Source organism: Vibrio sp. THAF190c (assembly GCF_009363355.1).
Taxonomy (GTDB): domain Bacteria; phylum Pseudomonadota; class Gammaproteobacteria; order Enterobacterales; family Vibrionaceae; genus Vibrio; species Vibrio fortis_A.
The window spans coordinates 2948500-2974466 of sequence record NZ_CP045338.1; the positions used below are offsets into that span (position 1 = coordinate 2948500).

44 protein-coding genes are annotated in these 25967 nt (G+C 45.3%); 5 read left to right on the forward strand and 39 right to left on the reverse strand.

What is annotated here, in order from left to right; translation table 11 throughout:
* Nucleotides 1-33 precede the first annotated feature (33 nt).
* Genes FIV04_RS13280 through FIV04_RS13290 form a run of 3 tightly spaced genes read left to right on the forward strand, consistent with a single transcriptional unit; the run spans nt 34 to nt 1955 of the window.
* Complete coding sequence (locus FIV04_RS13280) at nt 34-600, forward strand: Crp/Fnr family transcriptional regulator (protein ID WP_150869359.1); 567 nt, start codon at nt 34-36, stop codon at nt 598-600.
* Between the two features lie 57 nt (nt 601-657).
* A complete protein-coding gene (locus FIV04_RS13285) occupies nt 658-1110 on the forward strand; it encodes a GNAT family N-acetyltransferase (RefSeq protein WP_032553315.1) in 453 nt (150 codons plus the stop codon).
* Entirely contained in the window at nt 1110-1955 is an 846-nt protein-coding gene (locus FIV04_RS13290) for a DMT family transporter (protein WP_152469364.1), read from the forward strand. The genes FIV04_RS13285 and FIV04_RS13290 overlap by 1 nt, the downstream gene beginning before the upstream one ends.
* A gap of 26 nt (nt 1956-1981) precedes the next feature.
* Here the strand turns inward: FIV04_RS13290 and FIV04_RS13295 are convergent, their stop codons facing one another.
* Nucleotides 1982-2542 (reverse strand): LysM-like peptidoglycan-binding domain-containing protein, encoded by a 561-nt coding sequence (locus FIV04_RS13295; protein ID WP_152469365.1) that lies wholly within the window; start codon nt 2540-2542, stop codon nt 1982-1984.
* Nucleotides 2543-2756: 214 nt separating this feature from the next.
* Here FIV04_RS13295 and FIV04_RS13300 point away from each other — a divergent pair, with 214 nt between their 5' ends.
* Nucleotides 2757-3377 (forward strand): FKBP-type peptidyl-prolyl cis-trans isomerase, encoded by a 621-nt coding sequence (locus FIV04_RS13300; RefSeq protein ID WP_032553319.1) that lies wholly within the window; start codon nt 2757-2759, stop codon nt 3375-3377.
* Between the two features lie 130 nt (nt 3378-3507).
* On the forward strand, nt 3508-4002 hold the full coding sequence (locus tag FIV04_RS13305) for a DUF2780 domain-containing protein (protein WP_032553320.1): 495 nt from the start codon (nt 3508-3510) through the stop codon (nt 4000-4002).
* A 283-nt stretch (nt 4003-4285) separates the two neighbouring features.
* On the opposite strand, the gene rplQ is transcribed toward FIV04_RS13305, so the two are convergent.
* The 38 genes from rplQ to FIV04_RS13495 form a co-directional block, all read right to left on the reverse strand.
* A complete protein-coding gene (gene rplQ, locus FIV04_RS13310; RefSeq protein ID WP_004729812.1) occupies nt 4286-4666 on the reverse strand; it encodes a 50S ribosomal protein L17 in 381 nt (126 codons plus the stop codon).
* A 25-nt stretch (nt 4667-4691) separates the two neighbouring features.
* Nucleotides 4692-5684, reverse strand: a complete 993-nt coding sequence (gene rpoA / locus FIV04_RS13315; RefSeq protein ID WP_004729813.1) for a DNA-directed RNA polymerase subunit alpha — start codon at nt 5682-5684, stop codon at nt 4692-4694.
* 22 nt (nt 5685-5706) lie between these two features.
* Nucleotides 5707-6327, reverse strand: coding sequence for a 30S ribosomal protein S4 (gene rpsD / locus FIV04_RS13320; protein WP_032553321.1), 621 nt, complete (start codon nt 6325-6327; stop codon nt 5707-5709).
* Nucleotides 6328-6356: 29 nt separating this feature from the next.
* On the reverse strand, nt 6357-6746 hold the full coding sequence (gene rpsK / locus FIV04_RS13325) for a 30S ribosomal protein S11 (protein ID WP_004738778.1): 390 nt from the start codon (nt 6744-6746) through the stop codon (nt 6357-6359).
* Nucleotides 6747-6765: 19 nt separating this feature from the next.
* Nucleotides 6766-7122 (reverse strand): 30S ribosomal protein S13, encoded by a 357-nt coding sequence (gene rpsM / locus FIV04_RS13330; protein ID WP_004738779.1) that lies wholly within the window; start codon nt 7120-7122, stop codon nt 6766-6768.
* A gap of 146 nt (nt 7123-7268) precedes the next feature.
* Nucleotides 7269-7382, reverse strand: coding sequence for a 50S ribosomal protein L36 (gene rpmJ, locus FIV04_RS13335; protein WP_000868186.1), 114 nt, complete (start codon nt 7380-7382; stop codon nt 7269-7271).
* 39 nt (nt 7383-7421) lie between these two features.
* Nucleotides 7422-8756, reverse strand: a complete 1335-nt coding sequence (gene secY / locus FIV04_RS13340; protein WP_032553323.1) for a preprotein translocase subunit SecY — start codon at nt 8754-8756, stop codon at nt 7422-7424.
* A gap of 20 nt (nt 8757-8776) precedes the next feature.
* Nucleotides 8777-9211 carry a 50S ribosomal protein L15 gene (rplO, locus tag FIV04_RS13345; protein WP_152469366.1) on the reverse strand — a complete coding sequence of 145 codons (435 nt, stop codon included), beginning with the start codon at nt 9209-9211 and terminating at the stop codon, nt 8777-8779.
* Nucleotides 9212-9216: 5 nt separating this feature from the next.
* Nucleotides 9217-9393, reverse strand: coding sequence for a 50S ribosomal protein L30 (gene rpmD / locus FIV04_RS13350; protein ID WP_004736756.1), 177 nt, complete (start codon nt 9391-9393; stop codon nt 9217-9219).
* Between the two features lie 7 nt (nt 9394-9400).
* Complete coding sequence (rpsE, locus tag FIV04_RS13355) at nt 9401-9901, reverse strand: 30S ribosomal protein S5 (RefSeq protein WP_004738783.1); 501 nt, start codon at nt 9899-9901, stop codon at nt 9401-9403.
* A gap of 14 nt (nt 9902-9915) precedes the next feature.
* Complete coding sequence (rplR, locus tag FIV04_RS13360) at nt 9916-10269, reverse strand: 50S ribosomal protein L18 (RefSeq protein WP_032553325.1); 354 nt, start codon at nt 10267-10269, stop codon at nt 9916-9918.
* Nucleotides 10270-10278: 9 nt separating this feature from the next.
* A complete protein-coding gene (gene rplF, locus FIV04_RS13365) occupies nt 10279-10812 on the reverse strand; it encodes a 50S ribosomal protein L6 (RefSeq protein ID WP_032553326.1) in 534 nt (177 codons plus the stop codon).
* Between the two features lie 13 nt (nt 10813-10825).
* Nucleotides 10826-11218 (reverse strand): 30S ribosomal protein S8, encoded by a 393-nt coding sequence (rpsH, locus tag FIV04_RS13370; protein ID WP_032553327.1) that lies wholly within the window; start codon nt 11216-11218, stop codon nt 10826-10828.
* Nucleotides 11219-11247: 29 nt separating this feature from the next.
* On the reverse strand, nt 11248-11553 hold the full coding sequence (gene rpsN, locus FIV04_RS13375; RefSeq protein ID WP_032553328.1) for a 30S ribosomal protein S14: 306 nt from the start codon (nt 11551-11553) through the stop codon (nt 11248-11250).
* A 17-nt stretch (nt 11554-11570) separates the two neighbouring features.
* Nucleotides 11571-12110: a 50S ribosomal protein L5 gene (rplE, locus tag FIV04_RS13380; protein WP_032553329.1), complete on the reverse strand. Its 540-nt coding sequence runs from the start codon at nt 12108-12110 to the stop codon at nt 11571-11573.
* 24 nt (nt 12111-12134) lie between these two features.
* Entirely contained in the window at nt 12135-12452 is a 318-nt protein-coding gene (gene rplX, locus FIV04_RS13385) for a 50S ribosomal protein L24 (protein ID WP_032553330.1), read from the reverse strand.
* Nucleotides 12453-12463: 11 nt separating this feature from the next.
* Nucleotides 12464-12835 carry a 50S ribosomal protein L14 gene (rplN, locus tag FIV04_RS13390; protein ID WP_004738793.1) on the reverse strand — a complete coding sequence of 124 codons (372 nt, stop codon included), beginning with the start codon at nt 12833-12835 and terminating at the stop codon, nt 12464-12466.
* 162 nt (nt 12836-12997) lie between these two features.
* Entirely contained in the window at nt 12998-13252 is a 255-nt protein-coding gene (gene rpsQ, locus FIV04_RS13395; RefSeq protein ID WP_032553331.1) for a 30S ribosomal protein S17, read from the reverse strand.
* Nucleotides 13252-13443 (reverse strand): 50S ribosomal protein L29, encoded by a 192-nt coding sequence (rpmC, locus tag FIV04_RS13400; protein ID WP_004736737.1) that lies wholly within the window; start codon nt 13441-13443, stop codon nt 13252-13254. The genes rpsQ and rpmC overlap by 1 nt, the downstream gene beginning before the upstream one ends.
* Nucleotides 13443-13853 (reverse strand): 50S ribosomal protein L16, encoded by a 411-nt coding sequence (rplP, locus tag FIV04_RS13405; RefSeq protein WP_004398466.1) that lies wholly within the window; start codon nt 13851-13853, stop codon nt 13443-13445. The genes rpmC and rplP overlap by 1 nt, the downstream gene beginning before the upstream one ends.
* A gap of 11 nt (nt 13854-13864) precedes the next feature.
* Nucleotides 13865-14563, reverse strand: a complete 699-nt coding sequence (rpsC, locus tag FIV04_RS13410; RefSeq protein WP_004738797.1) for a 30S ribosomal protein S3 — start codon at nt 14561-14563, stop codon at nt 13865-13867.
* Between the two features lie 18 nt (nt 14564-14581).
* Nucleotides 14582-14914, reverse strand: a complete 333-nt coding sequence (rplV, locus tag FIV04_RS13415; RefSeq protein ID WP_032553332.1) for a 50S ribosomal protein L22 — start codon at nt 14912-14914, stop codon at nt 14582-14584.
* 10 nt (nt 14915-14924) lie between these two features.
* A complete protein-coding gene (gene rpsS / locus FIV04_RS13420; RefSeq protein ID WP_004736729.1) occupies nt 14925-15203 on the reverse strand; it encodes a 30S ribosomal protein S19 in 279 nt (92 codons plus the stop codon).
* 21 nt (nt 15204-15224) lie between these two features.
* On the reverse strand, nt 15225-16049 hold the full coding sequence (gene rplB / locus FIV04_RS13425) for a 50S ribosomal protein L2 (protein ID WP_032553333.1): 825 nt from the start codon (nt 16047-16049) through the stop codon (nt 15225-15227).
* A 15-nt stretch (nt 16050-16064) separates the two neighbouring features.
* A complete protein-coding gene (rplW, locus tag FIV04_RS13430; protein WP_004736765.1) occupies nt 16065-16367 on the reverse strand; it encodes a 50S ribosomal protein L23 in 303 nt (100 codons plus the stop codon).
* Nucleotides 16364-16966 (reverse strand): 50S ribosomal protein L4, encoded by a 603-nt coding sequence (gene rplD / locus FIV04_RS13435; protein ID WP_032553334.1) that lies wholly within the window; start codon nt 16964-16966, stop codon nt 16364-16366. Before rplD ends, rplW begins: the two co-directional genes overlap by 4 nt.
* 16 nt (nt 16967-16982) lie before the next feature.
* The gene (gene rplC / locus FIV04_RS13440; RefSeq protein WP_004738804.1) at nt 16983-17612 is read right to left on the reverse strand and encodes a 50S ribosomal protein L3; all 630 of its coding nucleotides are present in this window, start codon (nt 17610-17612) and stop codon (nt 16983-16985) included.
* Between the two features lie 14 nt (nt 17613-17626).
* Nucleotides 17627-17938 carry a 30S ribosomal protein S10 gene (gene rpsJ, locus FIV04_RS13445; protein ID WP_001181007.1) on the reverse strand — a complete coding sequence of 104 codons (312 nt, stop codon included), beginning with the start codon at nt 17936-17938 and terminating at the stop codon, nt 17627-17629.
* A 400-nt stretch (nt 17939-18338) separates the two neighbouring features.
* On the reverse strand, nt 18339-18824 hold the full coding sequence (gene bfr, locus FIV04_RS13450; protein WP_032553335.1) for a bacterioferritin: 486 nt from the start codon (nt 18822-18824) through the stop codon (nt 18339-18341).
* 80 nt (nt 18825-18904) lie between these two features.
* The gene (locus tag FIV04_RS13455) at nt 18905-19093 is read right to left on the reverse strand and encodes a (2Fe-2S)-binding protein (protein ID WP_032553336.1); all 189 of its coding nucleotides are present in this window, start codon (nt 19091-19093) and stop codon (nt 18905-18907) included.
* Nucleotides 19094-19413: 320 nt separating this feature from the next.
* Nucleotides 19414-20598, reverse strand: coding sequence for an elongation factor Tu (gene tuf / locus FIV04_RS13460; protein WP_150869364.1), 1185 nt, complete (start codon nt 20596-20598; stop codon nt 19414-19416).
* 148 nt (nt 20599-20746) lie between these two features.
* Nucleotides 20747-22843, reverse strand: coding sequence for an elongation factor G (gene fusA / locus FIV04_RS13465; protein ID WP_032550048.1), 2097 nt, complete (start codon nt 22841-22843; stop codon nt 20747-20749).
* A 151-nt stretch (nt 22844-22994) separates the two neighbouring features.
* A complete protein-coding gene (gene rpsG / locus FIV04_RS13470; RefSeq protein ID WP_004737195.1) occupies nt 22995-23465 on the reverse strand; it encodes a 30S ribosomal protein S7 in 471 nt (156 codons plus the stop codon).
* Between the two features lie 97 nt (nt 23466-23562).
* On the reverse strand, nt 23563-23937 hold the full coding sequence (gene rpsL / locus FIV04_RS13475; RefSeq protein ID WP_004399892.1) for a 30S ribosomal protein S12: 375 nt from the start codon (nt 23935-23937) through the stop codon (nt 23563-23565).
* Between the two features lie 181 nt (nt 23938-24118).
* A complete protein-coding gene (tusB, locus tag FIV04_RS13480) occupies nt 24119-24394 on the reverse strand; it encodes a sulfurtransferase complex subunit TusB (RefSeq protein WP_152469367.1) in 276 nt (91 codons plus the stop codon).
* Between the two features lie 9 nt (nt 24395-24403).
* Complete coding sequence (tusC, locus tag FIV04_RS13485; protein ID WP_152469368.1) at nt 24404-24760, reverse strand: sulfurtransferase complex subunit TusC; 357 nt, start codon at nt 24758-24760, stop codon at nt 24404-24406.
* Nucleotides 24757-25155, reverse strand: a complete 399-nt coding sequence (tusD, locus tag FIV04_RS13490; protein ID WP_152469369.1) for a sulfurtransferase complex subunit TusD — start codon at nt 25153-25155, stop codon at nt 24757-24759. Before tusD ends, tusC begins: the two co-directional genes overlap by 4 nt.
* On the reverse strand, nt 25152-25874 hold the full coding sequence (locus FIV04_RS13495; protein WP_032550043.1) for a transcriptional regulator: 723 nt from the start codon (nt 25872-25874) through the stop codon (nt 25152-25154). Before FIV04_RS13495 ends, tusD begins: the two co-directional genes overlap by 4 nt.
* Between the last annotated feature and the right edge of the window lie 93 nt (nt 25875-25967).

The following is a 25967-nucleotide window of genomic DNA, read 5'->3' on the forward strand; positions in this document are numbered from 1 at the left end:
TATCTTCGCATCAAAATGGCTTAGGTAGTGACCATGCACCACGCACTAACAGAACAATTAGAAAGCTTTGGCTTTACCCCATCCCAGATAGAATCTCTTCTTGAGATTGCAAAACCGCTCGAGTTACCAACACGGCACATTCTCACGAATCAAGGAGAGATGCCTGATTCGTTTTACTTCATCGTTGAAGGGTTATGCCACGCGTGCTACCTAACTGAAGAAGGTAAGCAGTTCAGCAAAGAGTTCTACTGGGAACATGACTGGGTGATAGGCTTTGAGAGCTTGATAAAACAACAACCTTCCCCATACCTACTGGAAACGCTGACTCCTATCTCACTGTTTGAACTGCCAATGCAAGCCCTAACAGAGTGGCGCGAGACCAATAATCCTCTGTACCTCAAGCTGCTCGAAACTCAACTGATGCACAAAGAGAACAAAGAGCGTTTCATGCTGCTCTACACGCCAGAGCAGCGCTACCAACTGTTCTGTGAACATTACCCTGATTTGCTGCAGCGCTTGAACGATAATCAAATCGCGGCCTACCTTGGTATTACAGCGATCAGCCTAAGCAGAATCAAAAGCAGAATTAACAATGGTTAATGCACAGCATCATTGTCCTTGTTAGATTAGCGCCAAGTACAGTTATAGGAAGTTATTATGATCACTTGGTCGACCCCAACCTTTGCCGAATTAACCACAATTGAGCTTTATGAACTGCTGAAACTGCGAGTCGATGTGTTTGTTGTCGAGCAAACCTGCCCGTATCCAGAGCTTGATGGTAAAGACACCCAACCTGGTGTGCGTCATCTTTTGGGATATGAAGACGGTCAACTGGTCGCTTGTGCTCGTCTACTGCCTGCGGGCACCACTTATGACAACGTCAGTATTGGTAGAATTGCCACCAAAGCCGAAGCTAGAGGTGCCGGTTTAGGTCACAAGCTATTAACTGAAGCTATCAAACACAGTCGTGAGTTGTGGCCAGATAGCACCATTGATATTGGTGCTCAACAACACTTAGAAGCCTTTTATCAAAGTCACGGCTTTGTGACGATCTCAGAGATGTACCTTGAGGACGATATTCCACATATCGACATGAGATTGCAGGGCTGATGTCCAACATCACGCTTGGAATCTTACTGCTTGTTGCGGGCAACTTTTTTGCCTCGCTCTCTGACGTGGCGGTGAAACTGCTCAATGGTGAAGTGCCGCCACTGCAATACATCTTCTTTCGCCAACTATTGTCACTGCTTTTAATTACGCCATTGTGGTTAAAACAAAGCACAGTACAACGCCAACTCAAACAGGCAAAGATCACCTTTGCTCGCGGCCAACTGATACTCATCGGTAGCGGCTGCATGGTGGTAGCGATTACCCACTTACCACTAGCAACGGCTAACGCGGTGTTCTACGTGGCGCCGCTACTGATGCTGCCACTATCGATACTGCTACTAGGCGAACGCCCTGCTCTGGGTAAAGTCATCGCCACCACTATCGGTTTTATCGGTGCACTAATCGTACTCAGACCATCACAATTTCATTGGGCGGCGGTATTTGCGCTTGGTACGGCATGTACCCTAGCGCTATTCAATGTCTTGGTTCGCAAACTCCCAAGTGAGCAATCGGTAGTAACAACACTTTGGTGGACAACCCTGTTCTCACTCCCCGTCTCGCTAGTACTGTGTGTACTCTTCTGGTCACCAGTATCTTGGGTGCACCTTGGTTATATCGCCTTAAGCGCGACCCTAATTTTGGCTTACAATGGATTGGCTGTTTCAGCGTACCAAAAAGCACACTCTAGTCAGATTGCACTGGCTGAGTACTCGGGCCTCGTCTTTGTAGCACTCATCGGGATGACTTGGTTTAACGAAATCCCGGATATCCTGACCTTTATCGGTATCCTGCTGATTGTGTTACCTCTGGCTCCGATTCCACGCATAAAAAAAGGAGCGAGATAATCACTCCTTTGTGTCTCTATCGTTATTTATTTGCTGCGGCCAAAGCCACCGTCAGATAAACGGAAGAACATCACCGAACTCCCGCCTTTCTCAAGCTGAAGAATATCCAACTGACCGTTCTCTGCTAGCTTGAATCGAACTAGCTGCCCCTTTCGTATCTGGCTGAGCGGTTTATCGTCGCCCTCGATGCGTACAAGAGCATTAAGGTCAGACAATGGCAGTTGGTTATTACGAAATACCTGCGCCAAAGTATCGCCTTGCTGTACCAAGTACTCTTTCCAGTGGCTTGATTTAAGAGACTGCTGTTGCTCACTCTGCTGCTCGCTCAAACCAACAGTATTGATCTCAAGCTCAACGCGGCTGGGTGTAGGTGCGCTTTGCGTAGTGCCCGCCTTTGGAAAAGGAATGATGAGTAGCAATAACACGACAGGCGTAAGCACCATCAAGGCGCGTTGATGTAATTTAGGCAAGCGCTGCCATAGGCCACGAATCTTATCTTTGGCGTCACCAAATTCGATAGCACTGAATTTATCTTTGCACAGCTGCAAATAATCTACTTGTTGTTTCTTCTTATGACGACGATTCATACTACTGCGCCCTAACTATTGATTAACTACAGTATAAAAACCAAAACTTGAACAGTATAGATTTTTCCTTCATTACGGGAGCAATGCAATAAAAATAGTGCCATTGTGATTTGAGTGCATGAAAGCTAGAGCGAATCAGGGTGTAGCCGTTTCTTCGAGCTGTTAATACTGGTATTCTTACCTTTTTCGTACTGACACAAAAAGAGTAACTTTCATGTCTGAAGTAAAATTTGAAACTGTAGAGCAAAAAGCTAGCTACGGTATCGGTCTACAAATGGGCCAACAACTAGCTGGTTCTGGTCTTGAAGGCCTAAACGTTGACGCAATCGCTGCGGGTATCGCAACTGCACTAACTGGCGACATGCCAGCTATCGAAGTTGACGAAATCAATAAAGCACTTCAAGAGCTTCACACTCGTGCTGAAGCAATCCGTCAAGAAGCAGCTAAAGCAGCAGCAGCTGACGGCGAAGCGTTCCTAACTGACAACGCTCTACGTCCAGAAGTAACTGTTCTTGAGTCTGGCCTACAGTACGAAGTAATCACTGAAGGTACTGGTGAAATCCCAACTGCTGACAAGCAAGTTCGCGTTCACTACCACGGTGAGCTAACAGACGGTACTGTATTCGACAGCTCTGTATCTCGCGGTCAACCAGCTGAGTTCCCAGTAACTGGTGTTATCCAAGGTTGGGTTCAAGCTCTACAAATGATGCCTGTAGGTTCTAAGTGGAAACTATACATCCCACAAGATCTTGCATACGGTGAGCGTGGCGCAGGTGCTGCTATCCCTCCATTTGCAGCTCTAGTATTCGAAGTAGAACTTCTAGCTATCCTTTAATTTTAAAAGCCTTGGTAAACAATCTACTAAGCGCGAACTAAAGTTAAATTAATCCAACGGCGATGTAACAACATCGCCGTTTTTCGTTTATAGTGAAAGTGACGATTACTTTATTACTTAAGGAAGAATAATGAAGAAAGCACTCATCACTGTATTCAGCGCATTGGCTGTTGCCTCTTGCGCAAGCACCTCCGACCAAGCTTCAACAAGCGCTGCCGCAACTACTGACTACTCTCAACTGACTCAAACAGCTTTAATGGCTGCGGTTAACTTATGGTCGCAACAGAATGAATCGACCCCGCTGGCTGATACAGTCGCTGAGCAAGCATCAGTGACTAGCGACCAGGCATTAGGTGGTATTGGTTCTATGTTAGCGCTGGCACAAAACTCTCTAGGTAGTGCTGATAACAAAGAGCTATCGTCACTGATCCCAGGTATGTCAACTCTCGAATCCACCGGCCTTACTTCTATCCTAAATTCACAGGGTGCTGTGGAAAGTGCATTCTCTGGTCTGGGTATGGATTCTTCAATGATCACGACCTTTGCACCAATCATCTTGCAAGCACTTCAATCTCAAGGTGCAACCTCTGGTTTGCTTGACTCATTGTCAGCGATTTGGGGCTAATCCTCCAAACATACGCAACTTTAGATGGTTTGAATTAGGGGCACTTCGGTGCTCTTTTTTGTGGGTGTTAGAAATTGAGATACGAGATACGAGATACGAGATACGAGATACGAGATACGAGATACGAGATACGAGATACGAGATACGAGATACGAGATATTTTGGGAAAGGAGCGTTATGAAGGCGAGGGAAAATGCCAAGTATCATGATGCAAGATTGAAAAGTAACAGATACAAAAAAGCCGAGCTAGGCTCGGCTTTTTGTATTAACAATCTAGTATAGATTACTCAGCAGCTTCTTCAGCAGCTGGGCGGTCTACAAGCTCAATGTATGCCATTGGAGCTTTATCACCAGTACGGAAACCACATTTAAGAATGCGAGTGTAACCACCTTGGCGAGCCGCGAAACGCGGGCCTAGTTCATTAAATAGTTTTGCAACAACTTCGTTATCACGAGTGCGTGCGAATGCAAGACGACGGTTAGCAACACTGTCTGTCTTAGCTAGGGTAATCAACGGCTCAATTACGCGACGTAGTTCTTTTGCTTTTGGCACGGTAGTTTTGATAACTTCGTGACGAACAAGAGAGCTAGCCATGTTGCTGAACATCGCTTTGCGATGACTGCTGTTGCGGTTGAGTTGACGACCACTCTTACGATGGCGCATGACCTAATCCTTCTAACTTTTTCGATTAATCTTCAGCGATTGACGCTGGTGGCCAGTTTTCTAGACGCATGCCTAGAGATAGACCACGTGAAGCAAGCACATCTTTAATCTCTGTAAGAGATTTCTTACCAAGGTTTGGCGTTTTAAGTAGCTCAACCTCAGTGCGCTGTACAAGATCACCGATGTAGTGAATCGCTTCTGCTTTCAAACAGTTAGCAGAGCGAACTGTTAGTTCAAGATCGTCTACAGGACGTAGTAGGATAGGATCGAATTCTGGCTTCTCTTCCTTCTCCTCAGGTACACGTACATCACGTAGATCTACGAACGCATCCAGTTGTTCAGCTAGGATAGTAGCTGCGCGACGGATTGCTTCCTCAGGTTCTAGAGTACCGTTCGTTTCCATATCGATAACAAGCTTGTCTAAGTCAGTACGTTGCTCTACACGTGCCGCTTCTACAGCGTAAGCGATTTTATCAACCGGGCTGTAAGTAGCGTCAACTAGTAGACGACCAATTGGACGCTCATCTTCTTCAGTATGGATACGAGCTGAAGCTGGAACGTAACCACGACCACGTTCTACTTTGATACGCATAGCGATCTCAGCGTTGTCATCCGTTAGGTGACAAATTACGTGCTCAGGGTTAGCGATCTCTACATCACCATCGTGGGTGATGTCACCTGCAACAACAGGGCCTGAGCCTGATTTGTTCAGTGTAATAAACACTTCATCTTTGCCTTCAGCAACGCGTACAGCCAAACCTTTTAGGTTTAGAAGGATTTCAAGGATATCTTCCTGAACGCCTTCTTTAGTGCTGTATTCGTGTAGCACACCTTCAATTTCAACTTCTGTTACGGCACAACCCGGCATAGAAGATAGAAGAATGCGGCGAAGAGCATTACCTAGAGTGTGGCCGAAACCGCGCTCTAATGGCTCAAGAGTTACTTTTGCGTGTGTCGTATTGATCTGTTCAATGTCAACAAGACGCGGCTTAAGAAATTCTGTTACAGAACCCTGCATTGTGTCCTCTCTTTTTTTAACCTTACTTAGAGTAAAGTTCGACGATCAAGTGTTCGTTGATGTCAGCTGATAGGTCAGAACGCTCAGGCATACGCTTGAATGTACCTTCCATTTTGCCAGCATCTACTTCAATCCAAGTTGGTTTTTCACGTTGTTCAGCAACTTCTAGAGCCGCTTTGATACGAGATTGCTGTTTAGCTTTCTCGCGGATAGAAACAACGTCATTAGCCGCTACTTTGAAAGAAGGAACGTTTACAACTTTACCGTTAACTAGGATAGCTTTGTGGCTAACTAGTTGACGAGATTCAGCGCGAGTTGCACCAAAGCCCATGCGGTAAACTACGTTATCAAGACGACCTTCAAGAAGCTGAAGTAGGTTTTCACCTGTGTTGCCTTTAAGACGTGCAGCTTCTTTGTAGTAGTTACGGAATTGTTTTTCTAGAACGCCGTAGATACGACGAACTTTTTGCTTCTCACGAAGCTGAACGCCATACTCAGATAGACGACCGCGACGAGCGCCGTGTACACCTGGTGCGTTATCAATTTTACACTTGGTATCGATCGCGCGAACACCAGACTTAAGGAATAAGTCAGTGCCTTCACGACGGCTAAGCTTCAGCTTAGGACCCAAATATCTTGCCATGATCTTTCTCCAATTATCCTAGAAACGAATTAAACGCGACGTTTCTTAGGTGGACGACAACCGTTATGAGGGATTGGAGTCGCATCAACAATGTTTGTGATACGGAAACCAGCAGCGTTCAGTGCGCGAACAGTAGATTCACGACCTGGACCTGGACCCTTAACCATAACTTCCAAGTTCTTTAGGCCATATTCTTTAGCCATTTCACCACAACGCTCAGCTGCAACTTGTGCTGCGAACGGAGTAGATTTACGAGAACCACGGAAACCTGAACCACCTGCTGTAGCCCATGCAAGAGCGTTGCCTTGACGGTCAGTGATAGTTACGATTGTGTTGTTGAAAGAAGCATGGATGTGCGCTACGCCATCAGCTACTTGCTTGCGTACGCGCTTACGAGCGCGAGTTGGTTGTTTTGCCATTGTACTCTACCTTATCCGATTATTTCTTGATCGGCTTGCGCGGACCCTTACGGGTGCGAGCGTTGGTTTTAGTACGCTGTCCACGTAGTGGTAGACTGCGACGATGACGAAGACCGCGGTAACAGCCAAGGTCCATAAGACGCTTGATGTTCATCGATACTTCACGACGTAGATCACCTTCTACAGTGTACTTAGCTACACCATCACGCAGTTGATCGATCTGCTCTTCAGTTAGTTCACTGATCTTAGCATCTTCAGCAATACCCACTTCAGCTAGGATAGCTTGAGAACGAGTTTTACCGATACCGTAGATTGCAGTAAGTGCAATCACAGAATGCTTGTGATCAGGAATGTTAATGCCTGCTATACGGGCCATTATTCACTCCAATGTTTCATAAAAGAATTATCCGCAGCAAAGCCCGTTATGGATACGCTGCGGCATACTACTTCTTTTGCACGCAAAAGGTAGGCCGAGAAATATACTCGACTCTACCTTGTATTTCAAGTAAAAATTTCTGCTAATTAGCCTTGGCGTTGCTTATGCTTTGGCTCACTGCAAATCACGCGAACGACACCGTTACGCTTGATAACTTTACAGTTACGGCAGATTTTTTTAACGGAAGCACGAACTTTCATTGCTAAACTCCGTAAATGGAACTGAACGTTACCGCCGAATTAACGGCCGTAACCTTTCAGATTCGCTTTCTTTAACACAGAATCATACTGTTGAGACATCAGATGAGTCTGTACCTGTGCCATGAAATCCATGATAACAACAACTACGATTAGTAGTGATGTACCGCCGAAGTAGAAACGTACGTTCCACGCGACCATCATGAATTCAGGAATCAGACAGATAAAGGTAATGTATAGAGCGCCCGCTAGGGTCAATCTTGTCATCACTTTATCGATATACTTCGCTGTCTGCTCACCTGGGCGGATACCGGGTACGAATGCACCAGACTTCTTCAAGTTATCAGCTGTTTCACGTGGGTTAAACACCAACGCTGTATAGAAGAAACAGAAGAAGATTATAGCTGCAGCATATAGCATTACATACAGAGGTTGACCTGGGCTAAGAGCCAATGACACGTCAGTTAACCAACCGAACGCGCTGCTCTCACCATTCTGACCAAACCACTGAGCCAATGTTCCTGGGAACAAGATAATGCTCGATGCAAAGATTGCTGGAATTACACCTGCCATGTTGATTTTCAACGGTAGGTGCGAGCTTTGTGCTGCAAATACTTTACGACCTTGTTGACGCTTAGCGTAGTTAACGACGATTCGGCGTTGACCACGTTCCATGAAAACAACGAAGTAAATTACAGCAAAAGACAGTACAGCAATTAACAGCAGAAGAAGCACATGCAATTCACCTTGACGCGCTTGCTCGATTGTTTGACCGATTGCAGAAGGCAATCCAGCAACAATACCTGCAAAAATCAGAATGGAAATACCATTACCGATTCCTCGCTCAGTGATTTGTTCACCTAACCACATTAAGAACATGGTACCAGTTACTAAACTCACGGTAGCAATAAGCGTAAACATGGTTTGGTTGATAACAACCAGATTATCGACCATGTTTGGTAAGCCCGTTGCAATACCAATAGCTTGGAATGTTGCAAGTACAAGCGTGCCGTAGCGTGTATATTGGCTGATCTTACGACGGCCTGCTTCACCCTCTTTCTTGAGTTCCGCTAACGCTGGATGAACTACAGTTAACAATTGGACTACGATCGATGCCGAAATATACGGCATGATACCCAATGCTAATATAGATGCACGCTCAAGAGCACCACCGGAGAACATGTTAAACATTTCAACGATGGTACCTTTTTGCTGTTCGAACAAATCGGCAAGTACAGCAGCGTCAATACCAGGGATCGGCACAAAAGAGCCTGCTCGGAATACTAAAAGTGCACCAATTACGAATAATAAGCGCGACTTTAGTTCACTTAAGCCGCTCTGAGCACTACGAAAATCTTGTCCTGGTTTCTTAGCCATCTGTACCTCGTTCCTCGAGATTATTCCTCGATTTTACCGCCTGCAGCTTCGATTGCAGCTTTAGCGCCTTTAGTCACGCGTAGACCTTTAACAGTCACAGCTTTGCTAAGTTCACCAGAAAGAACGATCTTAACGAATTCGATGTTCTTAGTGATAACGTTAGCAGCTTTTAGGCTGTTCAGATCAACTACGTCACCAGTTACTTTCACTAGCTCAGCTAGACGAACTTCAGCAGACACTAGGCTCTTACGAGAAGTGAAACCGAATTTTGGTAGACGCTGTTTCAGAGGCATTTGACCGCCTTCGAAACCTGGACGAACTGAACCGCCAGAGCGTGATTTTTGACCTTTGTGACCACGGCCACCTGTTTTACCAAGGCCAGAACCGATACCACGACCTACACGCTTCTTAGAAGGTTTAGAGCCAGCAGCCGGTGATAGAGTATTCAAACGCATTCTGATTACTCCTCAATCTTAACCATGTAGTAAACCTTGTTGATCATACCGCGTACGCACGGAGTATCTTCAAGTTCTACTGTATGGTTGATGCGACGAAGGCCTAGACCTTTAAGACACGCTTTGTGCTTAGGTAGGCGACCAATTGAGCTTTTAGTTTGAGTTACTTTAATAGTTGCCATCGTGTGCTTACTCCGAAATAGATTCAACAGTTAGACCACGTTTAGCAGCAACCATTTCTGGTGACTTAACGTCTACTAGAGCACCAATCGTTGCACGAACGATGTTGATTGGGTTCGTAGAACCGTATGCTTTAGAAAGTACGTTGTGTACACCTGCAACTTCAAGTACAGCACGCATTGCACCACCGGCAATTACACCTGTACCTTCTGCAGCTGGCTGCATGTAAACTTTAGAGCCCGAATGACGACCTTTCACCGGGTGGTGAAGTGTGCCTTCGTTCAGCGCAACAGTAACCATGTTACGACGCGCTTTTTCCATTGCTTTTTGGATCGCTGCAGGTACTTCACGAGCTTTGCCGTAACCGAAACCTACACGACCGTTACCGTCACCAACTACTGTTAGTGCAGTGAAGCTCATGATTCGACCACCTTTAACCGTCTTAGAAACACGGTTAACTGCGATCAGCTTTTCTTGCAAATCATTAGCTTGTTGTTGTTCTTTAGCCATCTTCCAACCCTACCTTAGAATTTCAGACCAGCTTCGCGAGCAGAATCTGCTAGCGCCGCTACTCGACCGTGGTATTGGAAACCAGAACGATCAAATGCAACAGCAGTTACGCCTTTTTCAAGAGCGCGCTCAGCAACAGCTTTACCTACTGCTTTAGCTGCATCGATGTTACCAGTGTTCTTAACTTGCTCACGGATCGCTTTTTCTACAGTAGAAGCAGCTGCGATAACCTCAGAGCCGTTTGCCGCGATAACTTGTGCGTATACGTGACGAGGAGTACGGTGTACTACTAGACGCTCAACGCGAAGTTCTGCAATCTTACGACGTGCACGTGTAGCACGACGGATGCGAGATGCTTTCTTATCCATAGTGATACCTTACTTCTTCTTAGCTTCTTTAGTACGCACATTTTCATCTGCGTAACGTACACCTTTGCCTTTGTATGGCTCAGGTTCACGGTAAGAACGAATGTCAGCCGCAACTTGACCAACTAGTTGCTTGTCACAACCAGTTACAACGATCTCAGTTTGGCTAGGGCACTCAGCTTTAATACCTTCAGGTAGAGCGTGCTCTACTGGGTGAGAAAAACCAAGAGTTAGAGCTACAGAGTTGCCTTTCATAGCAGCACGGTAACCAACACCCTTTAGAGTTAGCTTCTTAGTGAAGCCCTCAGTAACACCCACAACCATGTTGTTAACTAGAGCGCGAGCTGTACCAGCTTGTGCCCATGCGTTAGCAACACCTTCTTTCGGACCGAAAGTTAGGTTGTTTTCTTCCTGTGCGATAACTACGGCGTCGTTAAGAACGCGAGTAAGCTCACCTTTACCACCTTTTACAGTGATTTCTTGGCCGTTTAGTTTCACCTCTACGCCAGCTGGAATAGCGACAGGTGCTTTAGCAACACGAGACATAATCTACTCCTTATTAAGCTACGTAACAGATGATTTCACCGCCAAGACCTGCTTTGCGAGCAGCACGGTCAGTCATAAGACCCTTGGAAGTAGAAACAACTGCAATACCAAGACCACCCATCACTGTTGGTAGCGAGTCTTTATTTTTATAAACTCGTAGACCAGGGCGTGATACGCGCTTGATTTGCTCGATTACAGGTTTAGCTTGGAAGTACTTAAGAGTAACTTCTAGCTCAGGTTTTGCTTCGCCTTCTACAGCGAAGTCAGTGATGTAACCTTCAGCTTTTAGTAGTGCAGCAATTGCAACTTTAAGCTTTGAAGAAGGCATTTTAACAGCAACTTTGTTTGCTGCCTGACCGTTACGAACGCGGGTCAGCATATCCGAAATCGGATCTTGCATGCTCATAAGATTTACTCCAAATGATTAAGTGGCAATTACCAGCTAGCCTTACGAAGTCCAGGAATCTCGCCTTTCATGCAAGCTTCACGAACTTTGATACGGCTTAGACCGAACTTACGTAGGTAACCGTGTGGACGACCAGTTTGGTTACAACGGTTGCGCTGACGTGATGCACTTGAATCACGTGGAAGAGCTTGCAGTTTAAGTACTGCGTTCCAACGATCTTCTTCAGATGCGTTTACATCGCTGATTAGAGCTTTAAGTGCTGAACGCTTTTCAGCGAATTTAGCAACTAGCTTCGCACGCTTAGCTTCACGTGCTTTCATTGATTGTTTAGCCATAACAGTAACCCTTCACCTTACTTACGGAATGGGAAGTTAAAGGCAGCCAGCAGAGCACGGCCTTCCGAATCAGTGCCAGCAGACGTCGTGATAGTAATATCAAGACCGCGTACACGATCGACTTTATCGTAGTCGATTTCCGGGAAGATGATTTGCTCGCGAACGCCCATGCTGTAGTTACCGCGACCGTCAAAAGACTTAGCGCTAACACCACGGAAATCACGTACACGTGGAAGAGCGATAGAGATAAGACGCTCTAGGAACTCCCACATACGTTCGCCACGTAAGGTTACTTTACAACCAATTGGGTAGCCTTCACGAATTTTGAAACCTGCAACAGATTTACGCGCTTTAGTGATAAGTGGCTTTTGACCAGAGATCGTTGCCATATCAGCTGCTGCGTTTTCTAGCAGTTTCTTATCGTTGATTGCTTCACCAACGCCCATGTTTAGGGTGATTTTCTCAATCCTAGGGACTTGCATGACGCTTGTGTAGCCGAACTCTTTGGTAAGCTCAGCGACTACAGACGACTTGTAGTAATCATGCAGTTTCGCCATAGTAGAACTCCAAATTACTTCTAATTAGTTAGAAACAGTTTCGCCGTTAGACTTAAAGAAACGAACTTTCTTACCATCTTCGATACGGAAACCGATGCGGTCTGCTTTACCAGTAGCCGCGTTAAAGATTGCAACGTTAGAAGCATCGATTGCTGCTTCTTGTTCAACGATGCCACCTTGCTGACCTAGAGCCGGTTGAGGCTTTTGGTGCTTCTTCACAAGGTTGATACCTTCAACGATAACTTTACCAGTTGTCAGAACCTTAGTTACTTTACCTTTCTTGCCTTTATCTTTACCAGCAAGAATGATTACTTCGTCATTACGACGGATTTTAGCTGCCATGTTGCCGCTCCTTACAGAACTTCAGGTGCTAGTGACACAATTTTCATGAATTTCGCGTTACGAAGTTCACGAGTCACAGGACCAAAGATACGTGTGCCGACTGGTTGCTCAGTAGTGTCGTTTAACAATACACAAGCATTACTGTCGAAGCGAATGACAGAACCGTCTGGGCGACGAACGCCTTTACGGGTGCGCACTACAACCGCCTTCAGAACATCACCTTTTTTTACTTTACCGCGAGGAATTGCTTCCTTAACTGTAACTTTGATGATGTCACCGATATGTGCATAACGACGGTGAGAGCCACCCAGAACCTTAATACACATTACCTTGCGCGCGCCAGAGTTATCTGCTGCGTCAAGTGTACTTTGCATCTGGATCATTGTTAGTGCTCCGCTAAATATTAAAACTAGACCCTCTCGGGTCGGGCTGCCTCTTTAAAAGGGACGCGAATTGTACCACCCTTTTTTGGAATTGGGTAGACAAAAAACAAGCGGCCCCAAAAAATATTTTGGAGCCGCTTATAAGTTATAGAATTACAAAGATTAAATCTTCGCTTTTTCTAGAACTTTAACCAATGTCCAAGACTTAGTCTTAGACAGAGGACGACACTCAGCGATTTCAACTTTGTCGCCTAGGCCACAAGTGTTGTCTTCGTCGTGTGCGTGTACTTTAGTCGTGCGCTTAACGTATTTACCGTAAATTGGGTGTTTTACAGTACGTTCGATAGCAACAACGATAGACTTGTCCATCTTGTCACTAATTACACGACCTTGCTGGATGCGGTTAGTTTCGCTCATTATGCGCCTGCCTTTTCAGTCAAAACAGTTTTCACACGTGCGATATCACGGCGTACAGCTTTTAGAGTATGAGTTTGCTGAAGCTGACCAGTAGCAGCCTGCATGCGCAGGTTGAACTGTTCGCGTAGCAAATTCAATAGCTCAGCGTTAAGCTCTTCAACGTTCTTTTCGCGTAGATCTTGTGCTTTCATTACATCACCTGCTTAGTTACAAAAGTAGTTTTAACAGGCAGTTTACGTGCCGCTAGGCGGAACGCTTCACGTGCCAACTCTTCTGGTACGCCATTCATTTCGTACATAACCTTACCAGGTTGGATTTGTGCTACCCAGTACTCAACGTTACCTTTACCTTTACCTTGACGAACTTCAAGAGGTTTTTCAGTAATCGGTTTGTCTGGGAAGATACGAATCCAGATTTGACCTTGACGCTTAATGTGACGTGTCATAGCACGACGAGCCGCTTCGATTTGACGAGCAGTAATACGTCCGCGACCAACAGCTTTAAGACCGAATTCGCCGAAGCTTACTTCAGTGCCTTTAGCTAGACCACGGTTACGACCAGTCTGAACCTTGCGGAACTTAGTACGTTTTGGTTGTAGCATCGTTCGACTCCTTACTTACGGCCTTTACGCTGCTTCTTAGGCTTATCGCCTTTAGGCTCTACTGCGTTAGCAGCTGGCATACCGCCTAGAATCTCACCTTTGAAGATCCAAACTTTAATGCCGATCACACCGTATTGAGTGTGAGCCGAAGAAGTTGCGTAATCAATGTCTGCACGTAGAGTGTGTAGAGGCACACGGCCTTCACGGTACCACTCAGAACGTGCGATTTCAGCGCCGCCTAGACGACCGCTTACTTCCACTTTGATACCTTTAGCGCCTAGACGCATTGCGTTTTGTACTGCGCGCTTCATAGCACGACGGAACATAACACGACGCTCTAGTTGAGACGCGATGCTATCAGCTACTAGCTGACCATCTAGCTCAGGCTTACGTACTTCAGCGATGTTAATCTGCGCTGGTACACCTGCGATTTTAGCTACAGCTGCGCGTAGCTTCTCAACGTCTTCACCTTTCTTACCGATAACAACGCCAGGACGAGCAGTGTGAATTGTCACACGGATGCTCTTAGCTGGACGCTCGATAACGATACGAGATAGTGATGCTTTTTGTAGTTCCTTAGTAAGGAACTGACGTACCTTGAAGTCGCCGTCTAGGTTGTCAGCGAAATCTTTGGTGTTAGCAAACCATGTAGCATTCCAAGGCTTAACGATGCCAAGACGAATACCATTAGGATGTACTTTCTGACCCATTGCTTACTCTCCTAGTCTCTAGCGATCTGCTACAACAACAGTGATGTGGCTTGAACGCTTCAAGATACGATCCGCACGGCCTTTAGCACGAGGCATAATACGCTTCATGATAGGGCCCTCATCTACGAAGATTTTAGCGACATTTAGATCGTCGATATCTGCACCTTCGTTATGCTCCGCGTTTGCGATAGCTGACTCTAGAACTTTCTTAACTAGAACAGCAGCTTTTTTGTTGCTGAAAGTTAGAATTTCTAGAGCTTGGTCTACCGACTTACCGCGAATTTGGTCTGCAACTAAGCGAGCTTTCTGTGGAGAAATACGAGCAAAGTTATGTTTAGCTAAAGCTTCCATCATCTACTCCTTACTTCTTCTTAGCTTTCTTATCTGCAGCGTGACCGCGATAAGTACGAGTTGGTGCAAATTCACCCAGTTTGTGACCGATCATTTCTTCGGTAACGAAAACTGGAACGTGCTGACGACCATTATGGACAGCGATGGTCAAACCAATCATTGTTGGGATGATCATTGAGCGACGGGACCAAGTCTTAATAGGCTTTTTGTCTCCGCTTTCCACCGCTTTCTCTACCTTCTTCAGCAAGTGTAGGTCAATAAAAGGACCTTTCTTGAGAGAACGTGGCATGGCGATTCCTCTTTATATAGATTACTTGTTACGACGACGTACGATGTACTTGTCAGTGCGCTTGTTCTTACGAGTCTTGAAGCCCTTAGTAGGAACGCCCCAAGGAGAAACTGGGTGACGACCACCAGATGTGCGGCCTTCACCACCACCGTGTGGGTGATCAACCGGGTTCATTACTACACCACGTACGGTTGGACGTACGCCGCGCCAGCGTGAAGCACCAGCTTTACCAAGTTCACGTAGCATATGCTCAGAGTTACCAACTTCACCGATCGTTGCACGACCTTCAGAAAGTACTTTGCGCATTTCACCAGAACGTAGACGGATAGTTACGTATGCACCGTCGCGAGCAACGATTTGAGCATAAGCACCAGCCGAACGAGCTAGTTGAGCACCTTTACCAGGCTTAAGTTCAACACAGTGTACAGTAGAACCTACTGGGATGTTGCGCATCGGCAGAGTGTTACCTGCTTTGATTGGCGCATCTACACCAGATTGGATCTGGTCACCTGCGTTAACACCTTTTGGTGCAATGATGTAACGACGCTCACCGTCTGCGTACAGAACTAGAGCGATGTTAGCGCTACGGTTTGGATCGTATTCTAGACGCTCAACTTTCGCTGGGATACCGTCTTTAGTACGTTTGAAGTCAATTACACGGTAGTGGTGCTTGTGACCACCGCCGATGTGACGTACTGTGATACGACCGTTGTTGTTACGACCACCGTTCTTAGAGTTTTTCTCTAGAAGTGGTGCGTATGGCTTACCCTTGTGTAGGTCAGCGTTAACAACTTTAACGACGTGACGACGACCAGGGGAAGTCGGCTTACATTTAACAATAGCCATTTTTAACTACTCCTGTTATTCCGCGCCGCCAACGAAGTCAAGATCTTGACCTTCTTTCAAAGTAACGTAGGCTTTCTTAACGTCTGAACGACGGCCTTCACGCATACCTTGACGTTTGGTCTTACCCTTAAGAACAAGAGTATTTACAGACTTAACTTCAACTTCAAATAGCTTTTCTACAGCTGCTTTGATCTCTTTTTTAGTCGCATCTTTAGCTACTTTGAAAACGATAGTGTTCGCTTTCTCAGCTGCCATAGTTGCTTTTTCAGAGATGTGCGGAGCACGTAGAACTTTTAAGATACGCTCTTCAGTGATCATGCTAGCGACTCCTCAACTTGCTTAACTGCGTCAGCAGTCATTAGAACCTTGTCAAACGCAATTAGAGATACTGGGTCAATACCAGCAACGTCACGCGCGTCAACTTTGTAAAGGTTACGAGCAGCTAAGAATAGATTTTCATCTACTTCGCCAGTAACAATCAGAACGTCGCTTAGCTCAAGCTCTTTAAGCTTAGCTACAAGTTCTTTTGTTTTTGGTGCTTCTACTGAGAAGTTATCAACAACGATTAGACGCTCTTGACGAACAAGCTCAGAAAGAATGCTCTTCATAGCACCACGGTACATTTTCTTGTTTACTTTTTGGCTGTGATCTTGAGGTTTCGCAGCAAAAGTAACACCACCTGTACGCCAGATTGGGCTACGAATTGTACCAGCACGTGCGCGGCCAGTACCTTTTTGACGCCATGGCTTAGCGCCACCGCCAGATACTTCAGAACGAGTCTTTTGAGCACGAGTACCTTGACGAGCACCTGCTGCGTATGCAACAACTACTTGGTGTACAAGAGCTTCGTTGAAGTCACGTCCGAAAGTAGTCTCGGAAACAGTTAGTGCATCAGCACCTTTAACCATCAATTCCATTACTTACTCCTAGACGTTATGCTTTAACAGCAGGTTTTACGATCACGTTGCCGCCTGTTGAGCCTGGTACTGCACCTTTAATAAGAAGCAGATTGCGCTCAGCGTCAACACGTACGATCTCTAGGTTTTGAGTCGTTACACGCTCAGCACCCATGTGACCTGCCATTTTCTTGCCTTTAAACACGCGACCTGGAGTTTGACATTGGCCAATTGAACCCGGTGCACGGTGAGACAAAGAGTTACCGTGAGTCATATCTTGAGTAGAGAAGTTCCAACGCTTAACTGCGCCTTGGAAGCCTTTACCTTTAGATGTACCAGTAACGTCTACTTTTTTAATTTCGTTGAAAAGTTCTACGTTTAGCTCAGCGCCAACTTCAAACTCTTCGCCGTTTTCTAAACGGAATTCCCAAAGACCGCGGCCTGCTTCAACACCCGCTTTCGCGAAGTGACCAGCTTCAGGCTTAGTTACACGGTTAGCTTTCTTAGCACCAGTAGTTACTTGGATTGCTGCGTAGCCGTCGTTCTCTAGAGTTTTAACTTGAGAAATACGGTTCGCTTCAACCTCAACAACAGTTACTGGGATAGAAACGCCTTCTTCAGTAAATACGCGGGTCATACCCACTTTACGTCCGACTAGACCAATCATTATTCTTATCTCCCTTAACCTAGGCTGATTTGAACATCAACGCCAGCAGCAAGATCAAGACGCATTAGAGCATCAACAGTTTTATCTGTTGGCTCAACGATGTCGATCAAACGCTTGTGAGTACGGATTTCGTACTGGTCACGTGCATCTTTGTTGACGTGTGGAGAAATAAGAACAGTGAAACGCTCTTTACGAGTAGGTAGTGGGATAGGACCACGAACCTGTGCGCCAGTACGTTTTGCTGTTTCAACGATTTCCGCAGTAGAAGCGTCGATTAGCTTGTAATCGAAAGCTTTTAGGCGGATACGAATACGTTGGTTCTGCATGAGACAGAGCTCCAATTATTAAAAATTACACAAACAATATCGCCACTCAAACTCGAAAAGACGAGAGAATGCCGATTGATTTATGTGAAACCGTAGTATCCAAAATTAGGACACATTGTCAGTTAACTTTTGAAGTAAGATAAACTTACTATTTTTATTAACCGCGAACATAAGCTGAGTATACATTACTAGGCAAAGCCTACTCCTCAGTGCTCATTGGTTCACAACCAGCTTAAGCCAGTGCGGTGCATTATACAGATCACACTTTGGTATGCAAGTGGTGTTTGAAAATTAATCGCGAAAACTTCAGCTGTACTCCTGATTCGCCATGAAACGCAAAAAGCAGAGGCCGAGGCTCTCTGCTTTTAGTCACTACCTTTTCGACTTTGACCACTTGCTTTTAACCATCGTCGTCTTCATCAACATACTGCGCTTGTAGGTAATTTTGAATCCCCGTCATCTTCACAAGACCAAGTTGAGTTTCTAGCCAGTCAACGTGTTCTTCTTCATCTTCCAAGATTTCGAGAAACAGATCGCGTGATACATAATCATGAATATCTTCAGCATACGCGATAGCATTTTTCAGGTCAGGAATGGCTTCCATCTCCAACGCGAGATCGCACTCTAGCATCTCTTGCGTATCTTCACCTATTTTGAGTTTGCCAAGATCTTGCAGATTAGGTAGCCCTTCGAGAAACAAGATTCGTTCTATCAGGTGGTCGGCATGTTTCATCTCATCAATAGATTCATGATATTCCTTATCAGCCAAATGCTTCAGACCCCAGTCTTTGTACATTCGCGCATGAAGAAAATATTGGTTAATGGCAACGAGCTCGTTACCAAGAATTTTATTGAGATGTTGAATTATGATTGGATCGCCTTTCATGAGCACACTCTCCTCTTCGGTTCTTCTAACTGTAGAACCAAATCGAGAAGTGTCAAAAAGCTTGGTTGAGTTTTAAGTAACTAACCAGCTTGCTTAAACAGTGTGGCGGCGCTTTCGTTGATGATTTCTTTTGCTGAACGTACACATTTTCCGCATTGACTGCCGAGTGCCGTACATTTCTTAATTCCTTTTATATCGGTAATGCCTTCTTCGACAACGAGTTTTCGGATTTTCTTATCCGATACTCCATGGCATAAACAGACGTACATATTCAAACCTAAACTTATAACTTGAGATTAAATATAAAGAGGAATCATTCTTATTACCAGTCTTATCTTTTACTACTGTTAGACCGTTTTGTTATAGAAAAATCGTGCTTTTCATAGGTGGGAACACTTAGCGAAACAGCGTTGAGACTACACTGTGCTAAGTAATTGTATTACTGGATATTATAGAGGTATACGTTAAGTGCGTATTTCAAAGTTTTCTTATAACCACTCGTATTTTACTGAAAATAAAAAAGGGAAGCCGAAGCCTCCCTTTTTATGATGCGCCTCTTCTAATGAAGAGAGAGCAAAATCATTCGTTATTAAGCGAAGATTTTAGCTACAACACCAGCACCTACAGTACGGCCACCTTCACGGATAGCGAAACGTAGGCCTTCGTCCATTGCGATTGGAGCGATTAGCTCAACAGTCATTTGAACGTTGTCACCTGGCATTACCATTTCTACGCCTTCTGGTAGAGTGATGTCGCCTGTTACGTCAGTTGTACGGAAGTAGAACTGTGGACGGTAACCTTTGAAGAAAGGAGTGTGACGGCCGCCTTCGTCTTTAGAAAGTACGTATACTTCAGACTCAAACTTAGTGTGTGGGTTGATTGACTTAGGAGCAGCTAGTACTTGACCACGCTCAACTTCGTCACGCTTAGTACCACGTAGAAGTGCACCAACGTTCTCACCAGCACGACCTTCGTCTAGAAGCTTACGGAACATTTCAACACCAGTACATGTAGTTACTGTTGTTTCTTTGATACCAACGATTTCTACTTCGTCACCTACAGTTAGGATACCGCGCTCGATACGACCAGTTACAACTGTACCACGACCTTGGATCGAGAATACGTCTTCGATTGGTAGTAGGAACGGTTGGTCTACTGCACGCTCTGGCTCTGGGATGTAAGTATCTAGAGCTTCAGCTAGCTCAACGATCTTGTCTTCCCATTCCTTCTCGCCGTTTAGTGCGCCAAGAGCAGAACCTTGGATTACTGGTAGGTCATCACCTGGGAATTCGTACTCAGAAAGAAGTTCACGAACTTCCATTTCTACTAGCTCAAGTAGCTCTTCGTCATCAACCATGTCACATTTGTTCATGAATACGATGATGTAAGGGATACCAACTTGACGACCAAGTAGGATGTGCTCACGAGTTTGAGGCATTGGGCCATCAGTCGCAGCAACAACTAGGATACCACCGTCCATTTGTGCAGCACCAGTGATCATGTTTTTAACATAATCCGCGTGTCCTGGACAGTCTACGTGTGCGTAGTGACGAGTTGGAGTGTCGTACTCAACGTGAGAAGTTGCGATTGTGATACCGCGCTCACGCTCTTCTGGAGCGTTATCGATAGATGCGAAGTCTTTCGCTTCACCACCGTACACTTTAGAAAGTGTAGTACAGATAGCAGCAGTTAGAGTTGTTTTACCGTGGTCAACGTGGCCGATAGTACCAACGTTTACGTGCGGTTTCGTACGTTCAAATTTTTCTTTAGACACGATCGTGTTCCTTCCTAGTTATGATTCGCCACGACCATTATTGGTCGAGACGCGCCAGAAATTGCTATTTTATGCGCCAACTCTCGTTAGCGCAATATTTGGACGCATTAGATCTTTCAAAAAAATGAAAAAAATGCAGCCCTATTGTTTAACCACGCTCTGCAATGATTGCTTTTGCAACATTGTTAGGCACTTCAGCGTACTCACTAAACTCCATAGAGTAAGAAGCACGACCTTGTGTCGCAGAACGTAAATCAGTTGAGTAACCGAACATGACAGACAACGGAACTTGTGCACGAATTATCTTCAGGCCAGCAGTACCCTCGTCCATACCTTCGATGATGCCGCGACGACGGTTAATATCGCCAACAACGTCACCCATCCAGTCTTCTGGAGTAGTTACTTCAACTTTCATCATAGGCTCAAGCAGAACTGGTTGCGCTTCAAGTGCACCTGTTCTGAAAGCCATAGAGGCAGCGATTGTAAACGCCATCTCACTTGAATCTGTTTCATGGTAAGAACCATCATATAGTGTAGCTTTGATATCCAGAACTGGATAGCCAGCAAGCACACCATTGTTCATCTGCTCTTCAACGCCTTTAGCTACTGAAGCGATAAACTCTTTAGGTACCGTACCATCGGCAATTTCATCCACGAAGACAAAGCCTTCGCCAACTTCTGATGGTTCAAGTTTCAGCCAAACATGACCGTATTGACCTTTACCACCGTGTTCACGGATAAATTTACCTTCCGCTTTCGCTGTACCACGAATTGTTTCACGGTAAGCCACTTGCGGGTTACCAACGTTGCAGTTCACGCTAAATTCACGCTTCATACGGTCAACGATGATATCTAAGTGTAGTTCACCCATACCAGAAATCAGTGTCTGGCCAGTTTCGTCGTCCATATCGACGCGGAACGATGGGTCTTCTGCTGCTAGCTTAGCTAGAGCAATTGTCATTTTATCTTGATCAGCTTGTGAACTTGGCTCTACAACGATCTGGATAACTGGGTCTGGGAACTCCATACGCTCAAGAACAATCTTATGGTTCTGGTCACATAGGGTTTCACCAGTGGTCACATCTTTTAGACCGATAATAGCGGCGATGTCACCTGCTCGTACTTCTTTTACTTCTTCACGCTTGTTTGAGTGCATCTGAACGATACGCCCCAAACGCTCACGCTGCTGCTTCACTGAGTTATAAGCCGTTTTACCGCTTTCAACTACACCAGAGTAAACACGGATGAAAGTTAGAGTACCAACGAATGGGTCGGTTGCGATCTTAAATGCAAGTGCAGAGAACGGTTCGTTGTCATCTGCGTGACGTTCTGCTTCATTCTCGTCTTCATCGATACCTTTGATTGCAGGTACATCAACTGGAGAAGGAAGGAAGTCAACCACTGCATCAAGAACAGCTTGTACACCTTTGTTTTTGAATGCACTACCACAAGTTGCTAGTACGATTTCATTGTTAAGGGTACGAGTACGAAGACCTTGTTTAATCTCTTCTTCTGATAGCTCACCTTCTTCAAGGTATTTGTCCATCAATTCTTCAGAGGCTTCAGCTGCAGCTTCAACAAGTTCTGTACGGTATTCTTCAGCCATTTCTTGCATGTCTGCAGGAATGTCTTCGTATGTGAACGTCATGCCTTGGTCAGCTTCGTTCCAGTTGATTGCCTTCATCTTGATAAGATCGACAACACCTTGGAAGTTTTCTTCAGCACCAATGTTCAATTGAATTGGAACAGGTGTCGCGCCTAGGCGATCCTTGATCTGATCAATTACACGCAGGAAGTCTGCGCCTGTACGGTCCATTTTGTTAACGAAAACCATACGTGGAACTTGGTACTTGTCAGCTTGACGCCATACTGTCTCTGATTGAGGTTCAACACCAGATGAACCACAGAACACAACAACTGCACCATCAAGTACACGTAGAGAACGTTCTACTTCAATCGTGAAGTCAACGTGTCCAGGGGTGTCGATGATGTTGATACGGTGATCTGGGAATTGCGCTTCCATACCACGCCAAAACGTAGTGGTTGCTGCTGAAGTGATTGTGATACCACGTTCTTGCTCTTGCTCCATCCAGTCCATGGTTGCTGCACCATCGTGAACTTCGCCGATTTTGTGAGAAAGACCGGTATAGAACAGAATACGTTCACTTGTGGTTGTTTTACCTGCATCTACGTGAGCAACAATACCGATATTACGGTAGCGCTCAATAGGAGTTTTACGAGCCACGGTTGAATCCTCTTTACTTAGAGACTTAGGGACTATTGCTATATCCAGATTAGTTGCTAAAAAAGCATCCCTCTAGAAATAGCAATAGTTCCTAGCATACGCATAGGAACTAAAGAAGTGCTGCAAGGAACCTTGCAGCACTGAAAAGGTATTACCAACGGTAATGAGCGAACGCTTTGTTTGCGTCAGCCATGCGGTGAACGTCTTCACGTTTCTTAACCGCAGTACCTTTGTTCTCAGACGCGTCTAGCATTTCAGCTGCTAGGCGTTGAGCCATAGATTTTTCACCACGCTTACGCGCAGCTTCAACTACCCAACGCATAGCAAGTGCGTTACGGCGAACCGGACGTACTTCTACAGGTACTTGGTAAGTTGAACCACCTACACGGCGAGATTTAACCTCTACCGCTGGGCGAACATTTTCAAGAGCTTCTTCAAATACAGCTAAGTGATCTTTACCAGATTTCTCAGCCATTGCATCTAGTGCAGTGTAAACGATTTTTTCTGCAGTAGATTTCTTACCGTCAACCATTAGGATGTTAACGAATTTTGCCAGCAGTTCAGATTTGAACTTTGGATCTGGAAGGATCTTACGCTGACCGATGACGCGACGACGTGGCATGGATTTTCTCCGTTGTCTTCTTCAGGTTATCCAAAACTTTTCAGTTTCTTCAAAAATTAAAATTAATTTAGTGTTTGGCCTTACTTAACGGATACCATTAAGATTTTGGACGCTTAACACCGTACTTAGAACGACCTTGCTTACGGTCGTTAACGCCAGCACAGTCTAGTGCGCCGCGAACTGTGTGGTAACGTACACCCGGAAGGTCTTTTACACGACCGCCACGGATTAGAACAACACTGTGCTCTTGAAGGTTGTGACCTTCACCACCGATGTACGAAGTTACTTCGAAACCGTTAGTTAGACGTACACGACATACTTTACGTAGTGCCGAGTTAGGTTTTTTAGGTGTAGTAGTGTAAACACGAGTACATACACCACGTTTTTGTGGACACGCTTCTAGTGCAGGCACGTTGCTTTTAACAACTTGCTTTGCACGAGGCTTACGTACCAACTGGTTAATAGTTGCCATTAACTAGCTCCTGAAATTTACTTGAAAGTAAGCTTTGTGAAAAATCTATCCCTAACTACACGTGGCAATTAGGGACGCAAAATTCTATTCAGCAGTGGGATGTGTGTCAAGAAATATACAGATCTTTTTTAGCCATCTAGAGCTAAGGATGCTCTATTTGGTCGATAATAGTGGTAAAGGGTTACCAAGTGATAGATTGTTGGTGCTGCTCAGTGAGTGCAACGAAGCCCAAATAATCCACTTTTGTTAATGATTTCGACACGAGGTTTTGCAAACCACGGCTGTTGAGATCTGGCTCTAGCACAGACACTTCTTCGATATCCATTAGCTGCTGCGCAAGCTCATGGCTTGACAATGCTGCGTAAACCGCATCTTCCGTTAACAGTAGGTGTTCACTCGGCTGGCGATAGGCAAGCGCGAGATTAAGCTTTTCGATCGTCTTAATGATGTGCAGCATGTTAAACCTTTAAAATGTGAGTATCTGGTCGCATTGAGTAAATTGCTGCGCCATAGCACTTGGTGCCAGTACTTGAGTATCAATAACCAGTTGTTCACTCGATAGTCCAAAGCGCTGTAAGCTCTGTTCACACACGTAAACCTGTTCGATATCGTAAAGCTCCATCAACTTAAATGCCGCAATGTAATCGCGAGACAAAGACTCGCCTGGCTGCTGTTGCTCTAGCAGTTGTGTTACGCCATTGCCGACGAAGAACACCGAAATCTCCTCGGTGTAAGCGGAAGCCGCTAGAAGTGCATCTAAGCCTTCTCTGCCCGATGCTGTACTATGAGGAAAGCTGTTAAATATGTACCCTAACTTTTTCAAAACTGCACTACCCTATCTTGAGTCAACATCGCCTCAGCAAGACTGCCTAGCCCTGCTTGCTCAAAACCATCCGCCAAGTTGTGATTTTCAAGCTGATGTTGATTCGCTTCATCCTCACTGACAACGCCTCGACGCAGCGCCGCTGCAACGCAGGTTTCCAAGCGAACTTCATGTTGTGATGCAAGCTTTTGCCAAGCCCCACCAAGATCAAATTCATCGTTAGCTGGAACGGTCAGCGCGGAACCATTACTCACCCCATCTTGATAAAAGAAGACACTCTTCAGTTGGTGTCCTCTCTCTATCAAAGCAAGCGCAAACTGGTAGGCATTTTTCGCAGATTGGGAGCCATAGATTGGCCCATTAACTAACAGGGTATACGTTAGGTTTGAACTCAACTCTCATCATCCTCTGTTTTACGCTGACGGATATACAGGTAAACCGTATGTTTTGAGATATTTAGGCGCTCTGCAACGCGGTTAATCGCATCTTTAATATCAAAGATACCTTTGTCGTAAAGCTCCATCACGATCTGACGGTTCTTAGTGTTGTTCGATACCGACTTATCAGCATTGATCTCTTCGATGGTGCGCTCTACGGTTTGGTCTACCAGCTCTTCAACGTCACTTGCAAAGTTCACTGAAGACGCCGCTTCATCTGCATCTTGCGTTGGCATGAAAGATTGCAGTACTTGTGAGAACGGAGCATCAAGGTTTACGTTGATACAAAGCAGGCCAATAACTCGGTCGTCACCATTACGGATAGCCACCGTAATCGACTTCATCAATACACCGCCTTTTGCGCGTGTAAAGTACGAACGAGAGAAGTTACGCTTAGAGCCTTCAATATCTTTCAGCATCTTCAGCGCTAAATCGGTGATTGGAGAACCAACCTGACGCCCAGTATTCTCGCCGTTGGCAATCTTGATCGCAGAGGTATTAAGATCCTCTAGCGAGTGCAAAACGATTTCACAAAACGGACCAATAAGACTTGCGATGCCATCAACAACGGCTTCATAAGATCTCAGAATGATTTTATCGTGTTCACTGAATGGCATGACATTGACTGATTCCATTTCAAGTAACACATCCGCATTGACTGTTTCTGTAGTAGTCACTTAATTCCTTACCTTCGTGTGAAAAATCAACAAATTTATGTAAGTTTATCAGAAATTTTTAATTGCACACCTAGCTAACATTGCAACTAGTGA

Coding starts and splice junctions, on each gene's coding strand:
- FIV04_RS13455 (WP_032553336.1), bottom strand. CDS start 19,093: ATGTACGTCTGTTTATGCCATGGAGTATCGGATAAGAAAATCCGAAAA.
- rpmJ (WP_000868186.1), bottom strand. CDS start 7,382: ATGAAAGTTCGTGCTTCCGTTAAAAAAATCTGCCGTAACTGTAAAGTT.
- rpoA (WP_004729813.1), bottom strand. CDS start 5,684: ATGCAGGGTTCTGTAACAGAATTTCTTAAGCCGCGTCTTGTTGACATT.
- rpsD (WP_032553321.1), bottom strand. CDS start 6,327: ATGGCAAGATATTTGGGTCCTAAGCTGAAGCTTAGCCGTCGTGAAGGC.
- tusB (WP_152469367.1), bottom strand. CDS start 24,394: ATGCTGCACATCATTAAGACGATCGAAAAGCTTAATCTCGCGCTTGCC.
- rpsC (WP_004738797.1), bottom strand. CDS start 14,563: ATGGGTCAGAAAGTACATCCTAATGGTATTCGTCTTGGCATCGTTAAG.
- rpsL (WP_004399892.1), bottom strand. CDS start 23,937: ATGGCAACTATTAACCAGTTGGTACGTAAGCCTCGTGCAAAGCAAGTT.
- rplX (WP_032553330.1), bottom strand. CDS start 12,452: ATGGCAGCTAAAATCCGTCGTAATGACGAAGTAATCATTCTTGCTGGT.
- rpsH (WP_032553327.1), bottom strand. CDS start 11,218: ATGAGCATGCAAGATCCGATTTCGGATATGCTGACCCGCGTTCGTAAC.
- rplD (WP_032553334.1), bottom strand. CDS start 16,966: ATGGAATTGATGGTTAAAGGTGCTGATGCACTAACTGTTTCCGAGACT.
- rplV (WP_032553332.1), bottom strand. CDS start 14,914: ATGGAAGCTTTAGCTAAACATAACTTTGCTCGTATTTCTCCACAGAAA.
- rplR (WP_032553325.1), bottom strand. CDS start 10,269: ATGGATAAGAAAGCATCTCGCATCCGTCGTGCTACACGTGCACGTCGT.
- rpsJ (WP_001181007.1), bottom strand. CDS start 17,938: ATGCAGAACCAACGTATTCGTATCCGCCTAAAAGCTTTCGATTACAAG.
- secY (WP_032553323.1), bottom strand. CDS start 8,756: ATGGCTAAGAAACCAGGACAAGATTTTCGTAGTGCTCAGAGCGGCTTA.
- rplF (WP_032553326.1), bottom strand. CDS start 10,812: ATGTCTCGTGTTGCTAAAGCACCTGTCGCTATTCCAGCTGGCGTAGAG.
- rpsM (WP_004738779.1), bottom strand. CDS start 7,122: ATGGCCCGTATAGCAGGCATTAACATTCCTGATCACAAGCATTCTGTG.
- rplC (WP_004738804.1), bottom strand. CDS start 17,612: ATGATTGGTCTAGTCGGACGTAAAGTGGGTATGACCCGCGTATTTACT.
- rplP (WP_004398466.1), bottom strand. CDS start 13,853: ATGCTACAACCAAAACGTACTAAGTTCCGCAAGGTTCAGACTGGTCGT.
- bfr (WP_032553335.1), bottom strand. CDS start 18,824: ATGAAAGGCGATCCAATCATAATTCAACATCTCAATAAAATTCTTGGT.
- rpmC (WP_004736737.1), bottom strand. CDS start 13,443: ATGAAAGCACAAGATCTACGCGAAAAGAACGTTGAAGAGCTTAACGCT.
- rpmD (WP_004736756.1), bottom strand. CDS start 9,393: ATGGCAACTATTAAAGTAACTCAAACTAAAAGCTCAATTGGTCGCCTA.
- rpsS (WP_004736729.1), bottom strand. CDS start 15,203: ATGCCACGTTCTCTCAAGAAAGGTCCTTTTATTGACCTACACTTGCTG.
- rpsG (WP_004737195.1), bottom strand. CDS start 23,465: ATGCCACGTCGTCGCGTCATCGGTCAGCGTAAGATCCTTCCAGATCCA.
- rplQ (WP_004729812.1), bottom strand. CDS start 4,666: ATGCGCCATCGTAAGAGTGGTCGTCAACTCAACCGCAACAGCAGTCAT.
- FIV04_RS13305 (WP_032553320.1), top strand. CDS start 3,508: ATGAAGAAAGCACTCATCACTGTATTCAGCGCATTGGCTGTTGCCTCT.
- rplO (WP_152469366.1), bottom strand. CDS start 9,211: ATGCGTTTGAATACTCTATCACCGGCTGCTGGCTCTAAACCTTCTAAG.
- FIV04_RS13300 (WP_032553319.1), top strand. CDS start 2,757: ATGTCTGAAGTAAAATTTGAAACTGTAGAGCAAAAAGCTAGCTACGGT.
- rpsE (WP_004738783.1), bottom strand. CDS start 9,901: ATGGCTAAAGAACAACAACAAGCTAATGATTTGCAAGAAAAGCTGATC.
- rplN (WP_004738793.1), bottom strand. CDS start 12,835: ATGATCCAGATGCAAAGTACACTTGACGCAGCAGATAACTCTGGCGCG.
- rpsQ (WP_032553331.1), bottom strand. CDS start 13,252: ATGAGCGAAACTAACCGCATCCAGCAAGGTCGTGTAATTAGTGACAAG.
- FIV04_RS13290 (WP_152469364.1), top strand. CDS start 1,110: ATGTCCAACATCACGCTTGGAATCTTACTGCTTGTTGCGGGCAACTTT.
- FIV04_RS13280 (WP_150869359.1), top strand. CDS start 34: ATGCACCACGCACTAACAGAACAATTAGAAAGCTTTGGCTTTACCCCA.
- FIV04_RS13295 (WP_152469365.1), bottom strand. CDS start 2,542: ATGAATCGTCGTCATAAGAAGAAACAACAAGTAGATTATTTGCAGCTG.
- FIV04_RS13285 (WP_032553315.1), top strand. CDS start 658: ATGATCACTTGGTCGACCCCAACCTTTGCCGAATTAACCACAATTGAG.
- rplE (WP_032553329.1), bottom strand. CDS start 12,110: ATGGCGAAACTGCATGATTACTACAAGTCGTCTGTAGTCGCTGAGCTT.
- rplW (WP_004736765.1), bottom strand. CDS start 16,367: ATGATCACTGAAGAGCGTATCTTAAAAGTTCTACGTGCTCCGCACATC.
- rplB (WP_032553333.1), bottom strand. CDS start 16,049: ATGGCTATTGTTAAATGTAAGCCGACTTCCCCTGGTCGTCGTCACGTC.
- rpsK (WP_004738778.1), bottom strand. CDS start 6,746: ATGGCAAAACAACCAACTCGCGCTCGTAAGCGCGTACGCAAGCAAGTA.
- rpsN (WP_032553328.1), bottom strand. CDS start 11,553: ATGGCTAAACAATCAATGAAAGCACGTGAAGCTAAGCGTGCGAAGCTA.